18 protein-coding genes and 1 pseudogene are annotated in these 15,995 nt (G+C 61.6%); 12 read left to right on the top strand and 7 right to left on the bottom strand.

What is annotated here, in order from left to right; all coding sequences use genetic code 11:
• Window positions 1-128: 128 nt before the first annotated feature.
• Window positions 129-866 carry a Pr6Pr family membrane protein gene (locus tag ACTAQI_RS13710; protein ID WP_457946590.1) on the top strand — a complete coding sequence of 246 codons (738 nt, stop codon included), beginning with the start codon at window positions 129-131 and terminating at the stop codon, window positions 864-866.
• 162 nt (window positions 867-1,028) lie between these two features.
• Entirely contained in the window at window positions 1,029-1,538 is a 510-nt protein-coding gene (locus ACTAQI_RS13705; protein WP_457946589.1) for a hypothetical protein, read from the top strand.
• A gap of 38 nt (window positions 1,539-1,576) precedes the next feature.
• On the opposite strand, the gene ACTAQI_RS13700 is transcribed toward ACTAQI_RS13705, so the two are convergent.
• The 4 genes from ACTAQI_RS13700 to ACTAQI_RS13685 all read right to left on the bottom strand — a co-directional run bounded on the left by ACTAQI_RS13700 (window position 1,577) and on the right by ACTAQI_RS13685 (window position 4,295).
• The gene (locus ACTAQI_RS13700; protein ID WP_457951060.1) at window positions 1,577-1,999 is read right to left on the bottom strand and encodes a GNAT family N-acetyltransferase; all 423 of its coding nucleotides are present in this window, start codon (window positions 1,997-1,999) and stop codon (window positions 1,577-1,579) included.
• 273 nt (window positions 2,000-2,272) lie between these two features.
• On the bottom strand, window positions 2,273-3,220 hold the full coding sequence (locus ACTAQI_RS13695) for an alpha/beta fold hydrolase (protein ID WP_457946588.1): 948 nt from the start codon (window positions 3,218-3,220) through the stop codon (window positions 2,273-2,275).
• Window positions 3,221-3,471: 251 nt separating this feature from the next.
• Window positions 3,472-3,867, bottom strand: a complete 396-nt coding sequence (locus ACTAQI_RS13690; RefSeq protein ID WP_457946586.1) for a hypothetical protein — start codon at window positions 3,865-3,867, stop codon at window positions 3,472-3,474.
• 128 nt (window positions 3,868-3,995) lie between these two features.
• Window positions 3,996-4,295 (bottom strand): PASTA domain-containing protein, encoded by a 300-nt coding sequence (locus ACTAQI_RS13685; protein ID WP_457951059.1) that lies wholly within the window; start codon window positions 4,293-4,295, stop codon window positions 3,996-3,998.
• A 166-nt stretch (window positions 4,296-4,461) separates the two neighbouring features.
• Here ACTAQI_RS13685 and ACTAQI_RS13680 point away from each other — a divergent pair, with 166 nt between their 5' ends.
• The 8 genes from ACTAQI_RS13680 (at window position 4,462) to ACTAQI_RS13645 (ending at window position 10,395) form a co-directional block, all read left to right on the top strand.
• On the top strand, window positions 4,462-5,016 hold the full coding sequence (locus ACTAQI_RS13680) for a GNAT family N-acetyltransferase (protein ID WP_457946584.1): 555 nt from the start codon (window positions 4,462-4,464) through the stop codon (window positions 5,014-5,016).
• Window positions 5,017-5,181: 165 nt separating this feature from the next.
• Window positions 5,182-5,790, top strand: a complete 609-nt coding sequence (locus ACTAQI_RS13675) for an RNA polymerase sigma factor (protein ID WP_457946582.1) — start codon at window positions 5,182-5,184, stop codon at window positions 5,788-5,790.
• A gap of 2 nt (window positions 5,791-5,792) precedes the next feature.
• On the top strand, window positions 5,793-6,656 hold the full coding sequence (locus ACTAQI_RS13670) for a hypothetical protein (protein ID WP_457946581.1): 864 nt from the start codon (window positions 5,793-5,795) through the stop codon (window positions 6,654-6,656).
• A 162-nt stretch (window positions 6,657-6,818) separates the two neighbouring features.
• Window positions 6,819-7,151, top strand: a complete 333-nt coding sequence (locus ACTAQI_RS13665) for a hypothetical protein (protein WP_457946579.1) — start codon at window positions 6,819-6,821, stop codon at window positions 7,149-7,151.
• Between the two features lie 768 nt (window positions 7,152-7,919).
• Entirely contained in the window at window positions 7,920-8,405 is a 486-nt protein-coding gene (locus ACTAQI_RS13660) for a hypothetical protein (RefSeq protein WP_457946578.1), read from the top strand.
• 91 nt (window positions 8,406-8,496) lie between these two features.
• Window positions 8,497-8,982, top strand: a complete 486-nt coding sequence (locus tag ACTAQI_RS13655) for a hypothetical protein (RefSeq protein ID WP_457946577.1) — start codon at window positions 8,497-8,499, stop codon at window positions 8,980-8,982.
• Between the two features lie 169 nt (window positions 8,983-9,151).
• The gene (locus tag ACTAQI_RS13650; RefSeq protein WP_364398763.1) at window positions 9,152-9,730 is read left to right on the top strand and encodes an RNA polymerase sigma factor; all 579 of its coding nucleotides are present in this window, start codon (window positions 9,152-9,154) and stop codon (window positions 9,728-9,730) included.
• Window positions 9,727-10,395, top strand: a complete 669-nt coding sequence (locus ACTAQI_RS13645) for a hypothetical protein (RefSeq protein ID WP_364398761.1) — start codon at window positions 9,727-9,729, stop codon at window positions 10,393-10,395. Before ACTAQI_RS13650 ends, ACTAQI_RS13645 begins: the two co-directional genes overlap by 4 nt.
• Before the next feature lie 233 nt (window positions 10,396-10,628).
• Here ACTAQI_RS13645 and ACTAQI_RS13640 read toward each other — a convergent pair whose 3' ends face one another.
• A complete protein-coding gene (locus tag ACTAQI_RS13640) occupies window positions 10,629-11,048 on the bottom strand; it encodes a hypothetical protein (protein ID WP_457946575.1) in 420 nt (139 codons plus the stop codon).
• A 434-nt stretch (window positions 11,049-11,482) separates the two neighbouring features.
• Entirely contained in the window at window positions 11,483-11,707 is a 225-nt protein-coding gene (locus ACTAQI_RS13635) for a hypothetical protein (RefSeq protein WP_457946574.1), read from the bottom strand.
• 257 nt (window positions 11,708-11,964) lie between these two features.
• Between ACTAQI_RS13635 and ACTAQI_RS13630 the strand changes: the two are divergent.
• Window positions 11,965-12,488 (top strand): annotated as a pseudogene (locus ACTAQI_RS13630) (recombinase family protein).
• A 212-nt stretch (window positions 12,489-12,700) separates the two neighbouring features.
• On the opposite strand, the gene ACTAQI_RS13625 reads toward ACTAQI_RS13630, so the two are convergent.
• Window positions 12,701-14,302, bottom strand: a complete 1,602-nt coding sequence (locus ACTAQI_RS13625; RefSeq protein WP_457946573.1) for a PucR family transcriptional regulator — start codon at window positions 14,300-14,302, stop codon at window positions 12,701-12,703.
• 106 nt (window positions 14,303-14,408) lie between these two features.
• Between ACTAQI_RS13625 and ACTAQI_RS13620 the strand changes: the two genes are divergently transcribed.
• Entirely contained in the window at window positions 14,409-15,974 is a 1,566-nt protein-coding gene (locus ACTAQI_RS13620; protein WP_457946572.1) for a purine-cytosine permease family protein, read from the top strand.
• Window positions 15,975-15,995: the final 21 nt, after the last annotated feature.

Genomic DNA, 15,995 nt, shown 5'->3' with positions numbered 1-15,995 from the left:
CGAAGTTCCGTAAGCCAATCGTTTACCGGGACGTCGCATATGGCTTCGCGGCATCAGGCGCCGGTCTCGTTGCCAACCCGGTCCTTTTGGCCCTGGGGCCCGGCTTGGCGCAACACTACGCTGATGCCATGAGCGACGTGCTGACGCTGAGTCCTCCGGTTCAACGCAACGTGGCCGCCAACCGGGCGCTGCATCCGGACCGTCTCTGGATCCGTCTAGTACGCGGCGGTGCCGGACTTGCCATGCTCGCGGCCCTCGGCCAGGAGCTCTACGACGCGACCCAGCCCGGCAACTCCGTCGACATCCCCCAGCTGATCTCCCAGTTCACGTTCCAGTCAAACCTCGTCCTCGGGCTCGTGTTCCTTGTGTCCGCCGGGCGGCCGCGTGCGCGGCTGCCGCAGTGGTGGGATCACCTCTTCGGTGCCCTCGCGTTCTACCTGGTGATGACGGGCATTATTTATGTGGTGCTCGTGGCTCCGCCTGACGAACCGTGGTGGACGCTGGACATGTACTGGCCGTGGATGGTCACCCATCGCATCGCACCGCTGGTCGCGGGGCTCGACTGGCTCCTGGTCACGCGCACCGTCCGAGGCCCGTGGCGGCGGCCCCTCGTGTGGCTTTGCTACCCGGGGGTGTTCCTGACTTTCTCCTGGGTGCGCGGTGCCTTCGACGGCTGGTACCCCTACGACTTCCTCAACCCAGGGCTCGAAGGCGGCTGGGCGGCGGTCATCGCCACCAGCGCCCTGGTACTCGCCGCGTTTCTCTTGGTCGGTATACTCGTGCACCTCGCCGGCAATGCCCGGGCGGGTCTCGCCCGCGGACCCGGAAAGGAAACCCCTGCCCGGCCGGCAGTCCCGTCCGGCTAGATGCGTCGTCACACTCGGGAGATTTACTGGGCCACCGACGTCGCAAGCTGCCGTGTGGTGCCTCCGAAAAAAGACTTGACGCATGAAGCCGCCCGGAAGGGGATCCTTAGATGAATGTGATGCCAGACAGAGATCCTTTGCGCTTCCTGAGAAGATCGGGTCGTGGATTCGATCTTCGTGAATGGAACAGTCGGCGTCGGAAAGTCGACCCTCGCCGATGCGCTAAGCGCTGCTGAACTGGGTAGTCACGCCGTCATCGATTTGGACGCGATTCGAAGGCTGCGCCCAGCGCCGAGTTCGGATCGGTTCAACCACGAACTGGAATTGCTCAATCTCCAAAGCCTCGCGGGCAACTACCGAGCTGCGGGCGCAAAGCGATTCATCATCGCAGGGGTCATTGAGGCAGAAGCCGAGTTAGCTCGCTACCTTGATGCGCTGGGTTCTGAGGAATTGTTTGTCTGTCGTCTCGTGGCTCGTTCCGACGTGTTCGAGTCGCGTTTGCGCTTCCGCTACCGCGATGATCCTGAAGGACTGATTTGGCATTTGGATCGAGTCGCCACACTTTCGGACATTCTTGAAGCTGCACACATAGATGACCTAGTACTGGATTCATCGGACATTCCACCTGCTGAGCTTGCAGTGGCTGTTCGGCGAGCTGCCGGCTGGGACTAATTCCCACCAGTAAGTACACACGCCCGGTAAGGGATTCCTCATGGGGCACTCTCAGGGGACGCTGGTCGGTTCTCCATGCAAAGAAGTCGCGGCCGATCTTCCCAGGATGAAACAGGAAAGAACCCACGATTCCGGTAGAGCCGTATTGCATCCTCTCGCCAATCCCAGACCGTCAGACGGATAGGCAGATCCAGCTGGCTGAGTGCGGCATCGACCAGGGCGGAGCCCACCCTGTGTCCTCGCGCGTTGGGGTCAACCCAAACCCGCTTGATTTCACGTGCCCCTGCTGTCTGCTGCACGATCACCACACCTACCGGCGAACAGCCTAGTTCTGCGATGTACACAGTAGCCCTCTCGTAAGCCCACGCTGGGTGTTCGACTTCCTGGCGATAGCGTTCGGGAAGTTCTGCGTTTGTGAAGGTGTGCCCCAAGTAGGTCGCTTTCTCACGTTCGGTTTGCATCAGGTATGCCCGCACCAGCCGACTTACCGCTTTGGCGTCAGGGCTGCTGAGATCCGCGGGGCGGACGGTAAGCGAGTTAGGCTCGGTATCCATCGCCTCATTATTCAATGACTCCTGCGAAAACAATGGATATGGGTTGGCCCGCCGATCCCCGCAATCCGGTGGTCTAACGGGGGCTCCTGCGTTCGATAGGTGATCCCCAAGCGGGCACTTCCATCCAGAAATTCGCGCGGACTGTTGTGGGGGACTGCGCCGTCATCGATTCGTTTGGGTTCAGAGGCCTGCGGCTATCTCTTGGACTGCTTTTGTCAGCGCGTCCATGGATGAAGGGCCGCCGTGCCCTTCGTGTTCAACGATGATGAGTTGACTGGACTCCCACTGCTGATTTAGCTCCCAAGCAGTGGCGGCCGGCCCGCTGATGTCGCGTCGACCGTGGATGAGATGACCTTCGATACCGTTGAGCTGGTGAATCCTGGGGATGATTTGCTTTTCATTGGTCAGGAATCCGTCGTTGGCCCAGTAATGCGTCACCAGAAGAGCGAACGTCATGCGCTCCCGTTCGTCTGCAAATAATGGCCCAGGTTGCCAGTTGGGGTCCAATGAGATGTGGATAGATTCCCATTGGTCCCAGGCCAGGGCGGCACAGCGTGCGTCGGCGCGGTCCTGGCCTGCGAGACGTCGGGCGTAGGCCTCGACCAAACGTTCGCCCGGTTCTGCGCAGGCCGCGAACCTGAACTCAGCCCAGGCTTCGGGAAAGATCCGTCCTACGTCCTCGGTGATCCACTGGATCTCTGGCCGGCTGCTTGTTGTCACTGCGACTAGTCCGATACCGAGAACACGCGTGGGATGGTCCAGAGCATAGGCAAGCGCGAGGGTGCTGCCCCAGGAGACGCCGGTTACAATCCAGCTCTCAATGCCCAGATGTACTCTTACGGCTTCGATGTCGTTGATCAACGCTTGCGTCGTGTTGCCTGAAAGGTTGCTCAAGTCGTCTTGGGCAGTGGGGATGCTTTTGCCGCAGCCACGCTGGTCCAGCCCGATGGTCCAGAAGCGGCTAGGGTCATGCCGCCGACGGTAGCCGCCCTGACCAAGGGAACCGCCTGGTCCTCCATGAAGGTAAAGTACCGGGATGCCTGAGGGCTCTCCGGTGGCTTCCCAGTAAATTTGCGCATCCGGTACCGTCACCCAACCGGTACTGGTCTGTGAATCTCCAGTCCCCATCTGCCAAGACTACGAGAATTCAGCAGGGCACACGGCAGGGGCGTCTTTAGGGGATCCTTCACCGGGCATCTCGAGGTATCACCCACAACGTGAAGATACTTGCGCTGTTAGGGTTACGAACCCGCTGGGCCGCTGTGCTATTGGGTTAGTGATAGGAAGCGGCCAGCACGTCGGAAGTCACGGGCTGAACGACCGAATCCCCGGCCGGCACCGATTAATCACTGCCACCTTCTTCATGGATGGGCACTGGCCTACCCGATGGGTGAGCGGCTGCGCCTGACGTAGGCGCTGGAGGCCGGGAGCCACATCAACACGGCACCAGCAAGACTTAGGATCAGACCGAGAACGACCAGGACATCATTCAAGGCAACCAAACCAGCAAGGGACAGGACAGCCACGGCAGTCAGGACGTACCTGGCCCAGCGTTCGCCCCGCAAAAGCCTGAGCGCCGCCCAGCATTGCAGGGCTGTCAGAAGGACCAGCATTCCCATGCTGACAGCGAACGAGGATGAGTCCGGCGGCCGCAGGAACATCACAATGGCTGGAATGACACCGGACACCAACGCGCTTGCCAGCCAAAAGTAGGCTGATGCGCGAAGGACGGCAGGCGCCGTGCCTGTCTTCCTGTCGTCGACACGGTGATCCATTGTGAAGTCCCCAATCTTCAGCAAGCATGCGCCAATTTAGGCCGCGAAGTCCCAAGAATACAGGGATCCCCTCAACACGAAAGGACGGCACCCCGCGGTGCCCAGTGGAGGATCCATTACCGGAAAACTCACGACTCCGTGTCGCCCTCCGCATGAGTTTGCAATGAGGGGGGCGCCCCGCCCGGCTGCTCCGGCACGTCGCTTCGTGCTTGACCGTCCTGAACGAAGGTGATCTGAATTTGGCTTCCCCGCGCAAGGACCGACCCTGCCGGAGGATCTTGGGAGGTCACCCAGAATAGCCCTGGCCACGTGCGCGAGCGAAGGCCTGGACCATCAGGGTCCCCGGCTGCGAGACCGAACCCAAGGTTCGCCGCAGTCTCCTGTGCGATATGTACAGGCTGCCCAACCAGATCGGGAACATTTAGCATCTGGTGTTCGACCACCTCGGCATCTCCTTTGCGCCCGAAAACTGGTACGGCAAACTGAACCGTCTATTCATCAGATTAGCGCCGGTGTTCGGTGCGTCCCGTATGGGATCGGCTACCGGACGACTATCGTGCCGATGTTATCGATGTGAGGGAATAGGGTCGAACGATGAAGGAAGGCCTGAGGCTGCGGAGGCATGAAGACCTCGGCGTGATGGAACTTGCCGCAATGCAAAAGCTTTTCGACACCGAGTATCTAAGCGATTACGGCCGGTGGAACCCGCACATGCCTTACGGCTATTCTCCGGCAGATTTCCATGTGCTCGCGTTCCAGGGGTCTGTGTTGGTGGCGCATGTGGGCTTTCAGCGTCGAGTGATCTCAGTAGGAGCCGACGACGTCCTTGTGGCTGGCACGGGAGGAGTGCTGGTTGATCCACGCTTTCGCGGTACTGGTCTCGGAAGCCGAGCTATGAGACACGCTCAGAAGGCGATGCGCGAGGAGGCCGAAGCCCACTTCGGTTTCCTCGGATGCCGGAAGGAGGTGGTCCCCTTCTATGAGTCGGCCGGGTGGATTCAGGTGCACGCCACGGAACGGTGCTTGTCCCGCGCAGACCAGAAATCAGTCATCGTGTCTCAGGAAGGGCCAACGCTCATCTGCTCGTCTACTTGCGATACAAGTGAGTGGCCTGACGGCGACATCGATCTTCGAGGGACGCCCTGGTGACATCATGACTCAGAGCGTCTTCCCGCGTCCGGTAGAGGATCCTCAACCGGACACAGCGGCGACCGTTGAGCCACAACAACTGCGGAATTCTCGCAGCTAGCGCGCGATTGGAAATGCCTCGCGATTTTGATGGAACCCAGGCCGGGGTGCCGGACACTTATAGACATGGGGGACAGCAAAGACTCATCGACAGACAAGGAGCTTTGGCAGCGCGCCGCGGACGGCGATGGCCCTGCTTTTGCTTCTCTTTTCAAACGCCACCGAGACCGGGTCTTTGTGCACAGCCTCCGGCTGGTGCGGACCACATTTGAAGCTGAAGACGTAACAGCAATGGTGTTCCTTGAAGTATGGCGCTGCAGATCCAAGGTGCGACTGGTGGACGAGTCTATGCTCGGCTGGCTATTGCTAACTGCCACAAATGTTGCCAGGAACAAGATCAGATCCACACTTCGTTATGAACGCCTGTTGCGGAAACTTCCCCAAAGCTCGGCCGTGCCGGATCACAGTGACTCCGTCGCAGAAGCCGTTGACGAGGACCGTCGTTCCAAGCTTCTGCATAGCGCTTACCGCTCACTGGGACGGCAGGACCAGGAAATCATCGCGCTATGTGTCTATGAGGACATGAGTACGTCGCAGGTGAGCGCTCTGTTGGGAATTCCTCCAGGCACGGTGAAATCCAGGCTCTCCCGCGCAAAGAGCAAACTCTCAAGGCTGGTGAACCCACCTGCTGGGCTCCTGCCGCCCCGGACCGCATTGACGTCTGAAGAGGACTAACGATGACCAACAAACCAGACTCACCGCAATTCACACCGGCCCGGAGCGCAGCCATTGAAGCGCTGGTAACAGCTGTTGCGCAGCACGGGACCCCGGAAAACCGTCACTTTCAAAACGCCAGGGGCAAACGGATTGTGCTATCCGGCGTCGCAATTGCCTTGGCCGTCAGCGGAGGAGCCGTAGCACTGCAAATGCCCAGCACAGACAATCCGCCCAGCCCTGCCGATCACGGCTTAAACCAGCAGGTGGAACAGGCTGCACCCGGAAATCCTCACGATGCGTACGCCGCCATCCCAAGTGACCAAATTCAGGACACCGAAAGCGACGCTGACTTCATTTGGGACGCGACCAACCCGTACTACGGCTACGACACCTTCCCCATCGTGGCCCGCGTGCATATCGACTCAATTGACGGCGGCCGCACCTACAGCCCCATTTTCGATCAATATACCTTCCCCCAGACCATCGGAAAGATGACCATCCAAACGGTATACAAGGGAGACGTGAAGCCGGGCGCCAAGCTGATTTACAACAAAGGCGGTGGAATCGTCTCTTTCGATGACTACTGGAAGAGCCTCAATCCCCAGCAGCAGGACAAGTTCGCACAGTTGAACGGCGGTCAGAAGCCAACAGGAGTCCAGTACGTCAAAAAAACCTATGCGGAGGATGCCGAAATCACAGTCGGGAAGGATTACATCGCACTCCTGCTGCCCCAGCAGTACAACGATGGAACGGCCGAGGAATATTCCATTCAGGGGTTCCAGCATGGCTTCCGAGAAGTAAAAGGATCCGGTGCTGCCACCACCATCCTCAACAACGAGACCAAAACTTGGGAAAGCCTTGGCAGTTTTGTGAGACTGCCCTAGTCTCGATCTCTCAAACCGGCACTATTTTCTGCGATAGCGCAGCGCCCGCTTAGGGATCCCTGAGCGGACTCCGCCGCTCTAAGGGGATCGCCTTTCCCCGCGAGGCTTCCCGTAGAGGCTGGGTATGAGTCACTATTGCTATGGACTGGGAGGGGTGGTGCGATGTCCAGCGGACAGGGAATCCGGAAGTACATCCTGGTTTTGCAGTGGCCAGCAGCGTCTGAGGGCGACTTTGATGCGCTTATCTCAATGGAGGATCTGCTTCAGTCTGATTTCCTGGATGCATATGGCGTCGTAGACGGGCACGACTTTGGCGCCGGCGAGATGAACATCTTTATTGAAACCGACCGACCGCTAGAAGCCTTTCAGCACGTGAGGACGTCACTGGGCACTGACCAGCGATGGGACAGCATACGGGCGGCGTATAGGCCGGTAGGTGAAGAACGTTATGTGGTCCTTTGGCCGAAGGCGCTTGAAGTGTTCTCAGTGTCGTGATGCCGGCGGCCGAAGTTGCCGACTGCAACGGTGCCGCGTTCGGTGAAGGATCCTTCACCGGCAGCCGATGGTGTGGTCAGCTCGGCGACTGAGGCGGGTAGGAGCGCCCCTTTGGGGTTTCGTCAGCTGATCGCTTTCTCCACCGCCGGACCTGAAAGAACAACCATGCTGTGCCGGCAATCGGCACTAGCGGGAAAACGGGCCTCCCGCTTAATGCAACTACTGCAAAGGCAATCCAAAGAGCACCAGTGACGAGGCCCAGGGCGATCAGCGACTTGCGGGTAACCGGGTAGGAAGGCAGCTCGATACCGTCGGCGCGGAGCTGTCGAGCCTCCGAAGCTGCCGCCCGGATTAAGGGAACGAACACGGCAGCCAAAACGGCGGCTACAAGCGCGGAGCGCCACGGTTCCGGAACGCCGAATGCCTCGAGGACCGATCCCAGCAGTGATCCCAGGATAAGCAACCAAAAAATTGCCCAGCCGGCCAAGCGCCTCCGCTTAGGGGGCATTCCCTCCAGGGAATCCGGCGGCCATGATTGCCACTCGTATCCGTTATCGCTCTTGCCTGCCCCCATGGCCATGTCCACAGGATACGCCCGCGCTGACTGCAAGGAGGCGAGGGCATCCACCGTTGAGATTCCTTACGGGGTCGCGCCCGTAAGCCGGTGGCTCAGTGGACGCTTGAGTGCCCGCTGGAGGATCGGCTAGCGCGCTTGCTGGCGCGGCCGCGAAGCTTTCATGAGGGTTAACGGAAGCTAGGCTGGCTCTCATGATGACAATTGTCTCTGCTCCCGCTGATCTCATTGTTGCCGAAAGCGATGGCATCGCCGTGCGTTTCGCGGGCGTCGAACTTACAGACCAAACACCAAACCAGATCTCAGCGGCGCAAGATGAACCTGGCATAAGGGTCAATCTTGAGGGGGTTCGGAGCCATGAGACCGCCCATCGCGACCAAAGCTTTGTCGAAGCCCGCCTCCGGTGGGTTGAGCGGAGGAAGGAACATGGCCCTGAGGTTGCCGGGGACGGGCCGATCATGCCCGGCGTGATGGCCTTGGAACCGATCAAGGTGGTTGTTTCAGACGACGCTGGAACTGAATATCACTGGGCGTCCGGGCAAGTTGCCGGGGACGGGACTGAATGGGCGGCATCCTGGACCTTCCTACCGAAGCCGCCCAAAAATGCTCGTACTCTCAGCCTCGATTTCACGCTCCACGGGGAGTCGACCGGCAAAAGGTGCCAGGTCGAGCTCGCTTAGGTGTCGAGCGCCCGTTGGAGGATCGGCTAGCGCGCTTGCTGGCGCGGCCGCGAAGCTTTCATGAGGGTTAACGGAAGCTAGGCTGGCTCTCATGATGACAATTGTCTCTGCTCCCGCTGATCTCATTGTTGCCGAAAGCGATGGCATCGCCGTGCGTTTCGCGGGCGTCGAACTTACAGACCAAACACCAAACCAGATCTCAGCGGCGCAAGATGAACCTGGCATAAGGGTCAATCTTGAGGGGGTTCGGAGCCATGAGACCGCCCATCGCGACCAAAGCTTTGTCGAAGCCCGCCTCCGGTGGGTTGAGCGGAGGAAGGAACATGGCCCTGAGGTTGCCGGGGACGGGCCGATCATGCCCGGCGTGATGGCCTTGGAACCGATCAAGATGGTTGTTTCAGACGACGCTGGAACTGAATATCACTGGGCGTCCGGGCAAGTTGCCGGGGACGGGACTGAATGGGCGGCATCCTGGACCTTCCTACCGAAGCCGCCCAAAAATGCTCGTACTCTCAGCCTCGATTTCACGCTCCACGGGGAGTCGACCGGCAAAAGGTGCCAGGTCGAGCTCGCTTAGGTGTCGAGCGCCCGTTGGAGGATCCTTGACCGGGCATCTCAGAGTTGTAATGGGGTAAACACGCGGCGCCATGTACCGGGAAGACTTTCTGGCAAGGAATCGTGGAACGAAATCGATGGTCCGGACACTATTGAGTATGAGTGGGGGATCAAAGTGTGGAGACGAGGCCTTGTGGCTCCTCGCGATCGACGGTGATGGTGACGCGTTCGGCAGGCTTTATGACCGGCACCGGGACCATGTACTGCGCCATGCGCTGAGACTCGTTGGGTCACCTCATCAAGCGGAAGACATCACGGCCATTGCCTTTTACGAAGCGTGGCGTCGCCGCAAGCACGTACGCATCGTCAACGGCTCGATTGTCGCCTGGCTCCTGGTGACAACAAACAACACCGTCCGCAATCACAACAGGCAGCGAAGGCGCTACAGCGCCTTCCTCGATCAGCTCCCTCCCCCTTCCGCAGCTGAAGATGTAGCGGACGAGATTGCCGACGCCGAGGAACGCGAACAGCAGGCCAGAGCGTTACGGGCTGCGTTTGCCCAACTCAAGCCACAGGAGCGCGACGTACTTACCTTGTGCGTCATCGAGGGACTGAATCGTGGACAAGTTGCCGCCGCCCTCGGGATCGCGGAAGGAACGGTGAAATCACGACTGCATCGGGCCAAGAACCGGCTGGGCGAACTCTATAAAGAACTGATCCCGTCCGAGTCTCTAGCCGATCGCACACTTCCCGAAGGGCGAACAGTATGATTCCCCACGACTTCCAGGCGGACCGCAGCGACGCGCTGCGTCGGCAACTGGTGCAGCTCCCTGCAGCGGCCTCGCAGCCTATGCAAACAAGAAACACTCGCTCCCACGAGAACCACGCCCGACTGGATGAGCTGTCCACAGCAGGGCGGAAACACTGGGGCCTCCGGGTGGCGGCCGGCACTCTTGCAGGTGGCCTGGTCCTCGGCGCACTGGCGCTGGGACTCACCCCGGAGGACCGGTCAGAAGACCCTTCGAGAATTATCCCAGCACTGACGCAGCCTCAAGAAGATGCAGACAGGCTTCCCCCTGGAGCGCTTCCGGCCCTGAACGGGGCAGGAATCGATCCCTCCAAAACACGGCTACTGGGGCACAGCGCAACGATCAGGTACTACGGTGCCCCGGGGGCCGAAAGCTCCACCCCAGGCGCTCCTTCCGGCAAGACGATCTGCATCATTCCCGTCACCGCCGCGGGTGCAAGCGACACGTTGGGCTGCACCCTGCTGAAAACCTTCGAATCTTACGGACTCAAGATCGAAACCCCAGACCGGACAGAAGCAGGATGGTTAGTGGTGCCGGCCGCTGTAGAGACAAGCCTCGAATCGGTGAAGCAGGAAAGAGGCTGGTTGCAGCAGGGCCCAAATTTCCTCGTACGCAACAATCGCTAATCGCGTTGCTTAGGCTTGCGCAGGTTCCTTGAGGGGTAGCCGGGCGCCAGGCTATGAATCGTCTTACTCTCGGTGCCCTTTACCCGATCCTCAGCCGGACGCCTGGTCGTGACAAAATCACACAATTTCCCGCCGGATCCACACTTACTCATGATTCCCGTTTAGTAGGCGCTCAGCCCGGAGATGCGGAACTGGTTAGTGGTGTCGCTGCCACACGGTTGATGGCCTGGCGATCAGGCCCTCGAGCGATCCAACCTTTGCTGAAATGCCGAGGCGAACGCCCGGAGGCGGTGTGCCGCTAGATCCTGTCGCTGCCCGATCTCGTCTACGGACGCCGTTATGGTCTGTTGAGCCTTCTCCAACTCATCGAGCAGGAGATAACCGACAGGAAGTCGGAACACGTTGTGCTCTCTGAAGCCAGCGCCTTCCGACATGGCCTGCACAATTGCAGCCAGCGAGTCGTGATTCCCAAAGTATGGAATGCCATAGTCAGTGACCGCCGCAACTAGGTCATCAGCCACTGATTCAACGGGCGTGTCTACGGTGAACACCCAAGCCCGGTAACTTCGGGCAGGCATCACATACCCGAGGGAGACGCTGAGCGTCGGCGGAGCGTAGCCGCGCGGCTTCTCGCCCAGCAACTCGGCAACCATCGATTCGACTGCTACATGCCGGACACCTACGACGGGATTCACCTCAACGAGAGGACTCTGGCGGCTCGCGGCCCTATTTAGGCCCAGCCACCCGAGGATGTCATCAGTGACCGGACGGGTGAAAATGTCGCCTGATCTCTTGCGGAAACCCGCGCACCCCCCCGCCCCAACTCGGACGCAGGTGGTGAAATTTCCCAAGCCGCGTTATTCAAATCCATCATTGTGACCCTAACTGACAACCACACTCGTGAAGGCCGCCTTCGGGCCCCCGGAGCTTCAGTCCGCGAGCTTAACCCTGAAGATCGGATTCCAGACAGCCCCAAAAGTCGCTCCCACGCTACCCCGTCTCGCATATTCTCCGCCGTGGCTCGTTGTGTTCCACTCGGCTCATACCAGCGCGGCGCACGTTGGGGGATCGGCTTTCGGACTTGGTTCTACGATTCGCTTTGTTTGGGTGCCTTCTTCGCTGCTTGGCGGTACCACCAGAAGCTGAAGCCCAGTAGAACCATATTCATTACCTGGATAATCCAGTACCAGACGGTCGCTCGGAATCCCTCGGCCAGCACAGCGTATAGGTTGTTCGCCAACCACATCACCGCGATCAGGCCCATAATTACGGCGCCACCTTTGGTTGGCTGCTTCCAGTTCCTGGTGCTCATGACCTGAGCGTAGCGAAGACGTGAACAGATGAGGAGACGAACCCGGCTCAAGATGTAGCACTTCGGATGGGCCCGATGGAGGGTCGATCACCGTTCCGAGGAAGTCCACCGCCACGTTCCGCGCGGTTGCTGGCCCAGGCCGTGTACGTAAGACCCGCACGATCAAATGCACGGTGACGGGGGGATTACTGCAACTATGTTTTGTTATGACTGGAATGAAGATCGGCTATGCCCGGGTCTAGGCGAACGACCAAGACCTGACCGCCAACGCAATGCCCTCTTTGCCCTTGGTGTTGAAGAGAAACTGATCTTTGTCGATCACGGACTTACGGGGGCGAACCGGGTGCGCCCTGGGCTCCGTGAAGCGATGGCGGCGTGCCGGGGCGGCGATACGCTCGTGGTGACCAAGCTGGACCGGTTGGCGCGCTCACTTTCTGATGCCAGGGACATTGCCGATGAGCTGACAGCCAAGGGGGTTGTGCTTAGTCTCGGCGGCGATAGCCACGACCCGGCTGACCCGGTAGGCCGGCTGCTGTTCAACGTCCTGGGAATGGTGGCCGAGTTTGAGGCGGATCTGATCCGGGCGCGCACCCGCGAGGGCATGGCGGTCGCAAAAGCGAAGGGGCGGCTGAAGGGCAAGCAGCCAAAATTGTCCAAGACGCAGCGGAAGCATCTTCTGACCCTGCACGACGCCGGCGAGCATGCGCAGGCTGAATTAGCCGAGCTGTTCCGGGTGTCACGGACGACTGTGTACCGCGAGCTCCAAAGGCGCACCATCTGAAGACCGACGCGGCACCGACTGCTAGGAACGCGCCCAATAGCTCCGCAAAAAGACCGCCATTTACCGTCGAACGTCACATGCTTGGACCAACAGAATCCGGGAGTGCCCTCTCATTGGCTGCACCGAGGCAAGGGAGTCGGTGTCCCGCCCCGTTCTGCCCGCACAACTTCGCCACGCACCAGCTAACCCCTCCGACGCGCCCCATTCGCAGGTCAGGGCAGTCCCGCCATCCGCGCCGCCAGATGCAGCGCAGCGAGCCGTCCGGTGCCGCGAGGATCGCCACCACACAGCTCGAAAATCCGCTGCAGCCGGTGGTGCATCGACTGCCGCTCCAGGTGCAGTTCGCGTGCCGACTGGGCCGTGTTGCAGCCGGAATCCAGCCACACCTGCAGGGTCTCCAGCAGCTGCGACTGCCGCAGTGCATCGTGCTCCAGGACGGCCCGCAGCTGCCGGTTGACGAATGCCTCCCGCGCCGAGGCGTCGAGGCAGGTCAGGGCCAGGCTTTCCACGGCGGCGTCCTGGGCGTCAACCACCACCAGGCCGCGGGCCGGATACCGCCTGCGCGCCGATGCGTTCCGCCGCCGGATCTGGCGGACCTCCAGGGCGCGGCGGGCCTCCGCCAGTGACCACGCTGCCTCCGCCACCCCGCCTGCCAGCGGTCCGACGGCGATCACGGCATCGTGGTCTCCCTCCAGTCCCTGCAGGGACTCCAGGAGCCGCCGCCGCTCCCCGGCGGTCCCGGTGCAGGGCAGGCCGATCATCACCACCAGCTCGGCGTCATCCAGATAGGCGGCGCAGGGGATCCGGCGTGAGCTTAGGAAGTTTTCGACGGCGCCGCGCAGCTCCTGGGGTGCCGCTGCGTGGATCGCAGCCACCACGGCGGGGGAGTCAGCGGGAAAGCCGGCGCCGGGAGCGAGCTGCTCAAGGCGCCACTCCGGGGCGGAATTTAGCACGGCGCGCATCAGCTCCGCACCCGCCAGGGCATGCAGCCCGGGAGGTGTGTGCTGCAGCAGCGCCAGGCCCAGGATGTCCACGGCGCGTTCCCCGGCCACCTGGGCCAGCGCCGTGTCCGCAACGTCCGGGACATGCACCTCAAGCCGGCCCATGAGGACCCCGCGCACGGCGATGTCCACGCTGATCACCGTTCCCCCGGCCACCGCGTAAAAGCCGCCGTGCCCGCTTGGCCCGGAGCCGTCGTCGTCCGCTGCTCCTTCCCCGGCTTCCGTGCCCACCTCACTGCTCCAGCCCTCCGGCACTGCACTGCCCATGGTGACTCCCCAGGGGGAGCTGAGCTTCACGGCAGAGCCCGTGATGCCTGCCAGCACGCCCAGGATCTTGTCCAGCGAGGCCCCGTGGGCCAGCTCGGCAGCCATGGCGCGGGTGGCGGCATCCGCCTGCTGCAGGTGCCCCACCGACTCGCTGACAAGCATGGAGTTGATGGCCTGCATGACGCCCACAAACGGGACCACTTTGCGCAGCTCCACCAAGGGCAGGCCGTATTCCTCCGCCTTCTGAAGCATGTCGGCAGGAATCTCCGGCAGGGCACCGCCGGTCTCGATGGCCAGGGCAGCAACGCCGCGCTGGGCCAGTTCGCGGACGTAGGCTTCGCGTCTGGCCGGGGCGGCGGTGGCCAGCGTGATCCCGCCGCAGAGCAGCAGCTCGCCGCCGCGGAGCAGGGGAGCGATGTCCAGCACCTCGCTGGAGTGGACCCACCGGACCGGCTGCGCATCGGCCACCACCCCCAAGGGGTGGACCACGGGATCTGCAGCGGCGAGGGCAGGGTGGGCGAGTATTTCGCCAAGAAACACTGACACGACGTTCCGTAACGTTGTAGGAGGATCTGTTCGACACATCGTATCTTGTTAGTTGTGATCAGGGCCACATAGCCTTTTGGTACTTATCCACCTCACGGAGGCCCCCATGCAAGAAAAGCTTTCAACAGCCACGCACGGCCAACCTGACCAGGCCACACAGGACCACAGCGCCGTGGACCACGAAGCCTGGCTGCAGCCCATCCCCGAATCAGCGAGAACACGCAAGGTATCCGGCCAGTTCTGGATTTGGGCGGGCGCCAACCTGGCACCCATCAACTGGGTGCTGGGGGCACTCGGGATCCAGCTGGGACTCGGATTGGCGGACACCGTCACCGTCCTGGTGCTGGGCAACCTGATCGGCATGCTGCTCTTTGGCTGCTTCGTCCTCCTGGGACAGAAGACCGGAGCCACGGGCATGGTCCTGGCCCGGGCCGCATTCGGACGCCGCGGGAACTACCTGCCGGCAGCCATCCAGGCCCTGCTGGTCATCGGCTGGTGCGCCGTGAACACCTGGATCATCCTGGACCTGGTCATGGCGCTCTTCGGAACCCTTGGCTGGGTTGACCCCGAAGCCCCTAACTACGCCTGGAAGATCGGCGTCGCCACCCTCATCATGGCTCTCCAGGTGGCCATCGCCTGGTTCGGCTATAAGGCCATCGCAGCTTTCGAAAAATGGACCGTACCGCCCACCATCCTCATCCTGGCCGTCATGTCCGCCGTCGCCTGGTTCGGCATGGACATCGACTGGAGCTACGCCGGACCGGCCGGCGCCATCCTCGAAGGCTCGGAGCGCATCGCCGCCATGAGCGCCGTCATGACCGCCATCGGCATCGGCTGGGGCATCACCTGGTTCACCTACGCCGCGGACTACTCCCGGTTCGTCAGCACCAGCGTCCCTAAGAAAAAGGTCTACCTGGCTTCCGTGCTGGGCCAGTTCATCCCCGTGGTCTGGCTCGGCGTCCTGGGCGCCAGCCTGGCCACCAACAGCGGCGAAATCGACCCCGGCAAGCTGATTGTCCTCAACTTCGGCGCCATGGCGCTGCCGGTGCTGCTGATGGTGCTCCACGGACCCATCGCCACCAACATCCTGAACATCTACACCTTCTCCGTGGCCACCCAGGCCCTGGACATCTCCATCAGCCGCCGCAAGCTCAACCTGTTCGTCGGCGTCTTCTCGCTCGCCGCCGTCGTCTTCTTCATCTTCCAGGAGGACTTCGCCGCAGTGCTCGACGCCTGGCTGATCGGCCTGGTGGCCTGGGTGGCCGCCTGGGGCGGAATCATGCTGGTGCACTACTTCTGGCTGGACAAGCGCTGGCCCGGTGAGCCGGAGCGCCTGTTCGACGGCGTGGGCACCAAGCGGCTGCCCGGCGTCAACTGGGCCGGCGTCATTGCCCTCGTGGCCGGCATCTTCGCAACGTGGCTGTTCATGTACGGACTGATCCCCATCATGCAGGGCCCCATCGCCGTGGCCCTGGGCGGCTGGGACCTGTCCTGGCTGGCCGGCGGCCTGACCAGCGCCGGGGTGTACGCCATCCTCGGCCCGCGGCAGCACATCCGCTACCTCGCCCTGGAGCCCCGCGCCACCCGGACGGTGGACGCCGCTCCGGACGCGACCGCTCCAGAAGCTGAGGGCCAGACGGCCGGCAGCACGCCCGCCCTTCCCGCCCTCTAACCTCCCTTCCAGCAGAACCTG

This window comes from Pseudarthrobacter sp. alpha12b (assembly GCF_054130495.1).
The sequence above is the reverse complement of the archived record's forward strand: the minus strand, read 5'-3'. Positions and strand labels throughout refer to the sequence as shown.

Bases quoted from the DNA above. Each gene is read 5' to 3' on its own strand.
- ACTAQI_RS13690 (WP_457946586.1), bottom strand. From the start codon at position 3,867: ATGGATCACCGTGTCGACGACAGGAAGACAGGCACGGCGCCTGCCGTC.
- ACTAQI_RS13665 (WP_457946579.1), top strand. From the start codon at position 6,819: ATGTCCAGCGGACAGGGAATCCGGAAGTACATCCTGGTTTTGCAGTGG.
- ACTAQI_RS13670 (WP_457946581.1), top strand. From the start codon at position 5,793: ATGACCAACAAACCAGACTCACCGCAATTCACACCGGCCCGGAGCGCA.
- ACTAQI_RS13645 (WP_364398761.1), top strand. From the start codon at position 9,727: ATGATTCCCCACGACTTCCAGGCGGACCGCAGCGACGCGCTGCGTCGG.
- ACTAQI_RS13680 (WP_457946584.1), top strand. From the start codon at position 4,462: ATGAAGGAAGGCCTGAGGCTGCGGAGGCATGAAGACCTCGGCGTGATG.
- ACTAQI_RS13660 (WP_457946578.1), top strand. From the start codon at position 7,920: ATGATGACAATTGTCTCTGCTCCCGCTGATCTCATTGTTGCCGAAAGC.
- ACTAQI_RS13620 (WP_457946572.1), top strand. From the start codon at position 14,409: ATGCAAGAAAAGCTTTCAACAGCCACGCACGGCCAACCTGACCAGGCC.
- ACTAQI_RS13640 (WP_457946575.1), bottom strand. From the start codon at position 11,048: ATGGTTGCCGAGTTGCTGGGCGAGAAGCCGCGCGGCTACGCTCCGCCG.
- ACTAQI_RS13655 (WP_457946577.1), top strand. From the start codon at position 8,497: ATGATGACAATTGTCTCTGCTCCCGCTGATCTCATTGTTGCCGAAAGC.
- ACTAQI_RS13700 (WP_457951060.1), bottom strand. From the start codon at position 1,999: ATGCAAACCGAACGTGAGAAAGCGACCTACTTGGGGCACACCTTCACA.
- ACTAQI_RS13685 (WP_457951059.1), bottom strand. From the start codon at position 4,295: ATGCTAAATGTTCCCGATCTGGTTGGGCAGCCTGTACATATCGCACAG.
- ACTAQI_RS13635 (WP_457946574.1), bottom strand. From the start codon at position 11,707: ATGAGCACCAGGAACTGGAAGCAGCCAACCAAAGGTGGCGCCGTAATT.
- ACTAQI_RS13695 (WP_457946588.1), bottom strand. From the start codon at position 3,220: ATGGGGACTGGAGATTCACAGACCAGTACCGGTTGGGTGACGGTACCG.
- ACTAQI_RS13710 (WP_457946590.1), top strand. From the start codon at position 129: ATGAGCGACGTGCTGACGCTGAGTCCTCCGGTTCAACGCAACGTGGCC.
- ACTAQI_RS13675 (WP_457946582.1), top strand. From the start codon at position 5,182: ATGGGGGACAGCAAAGACTCATCGACAGACAAGGAGCTTTGGCAGCGC.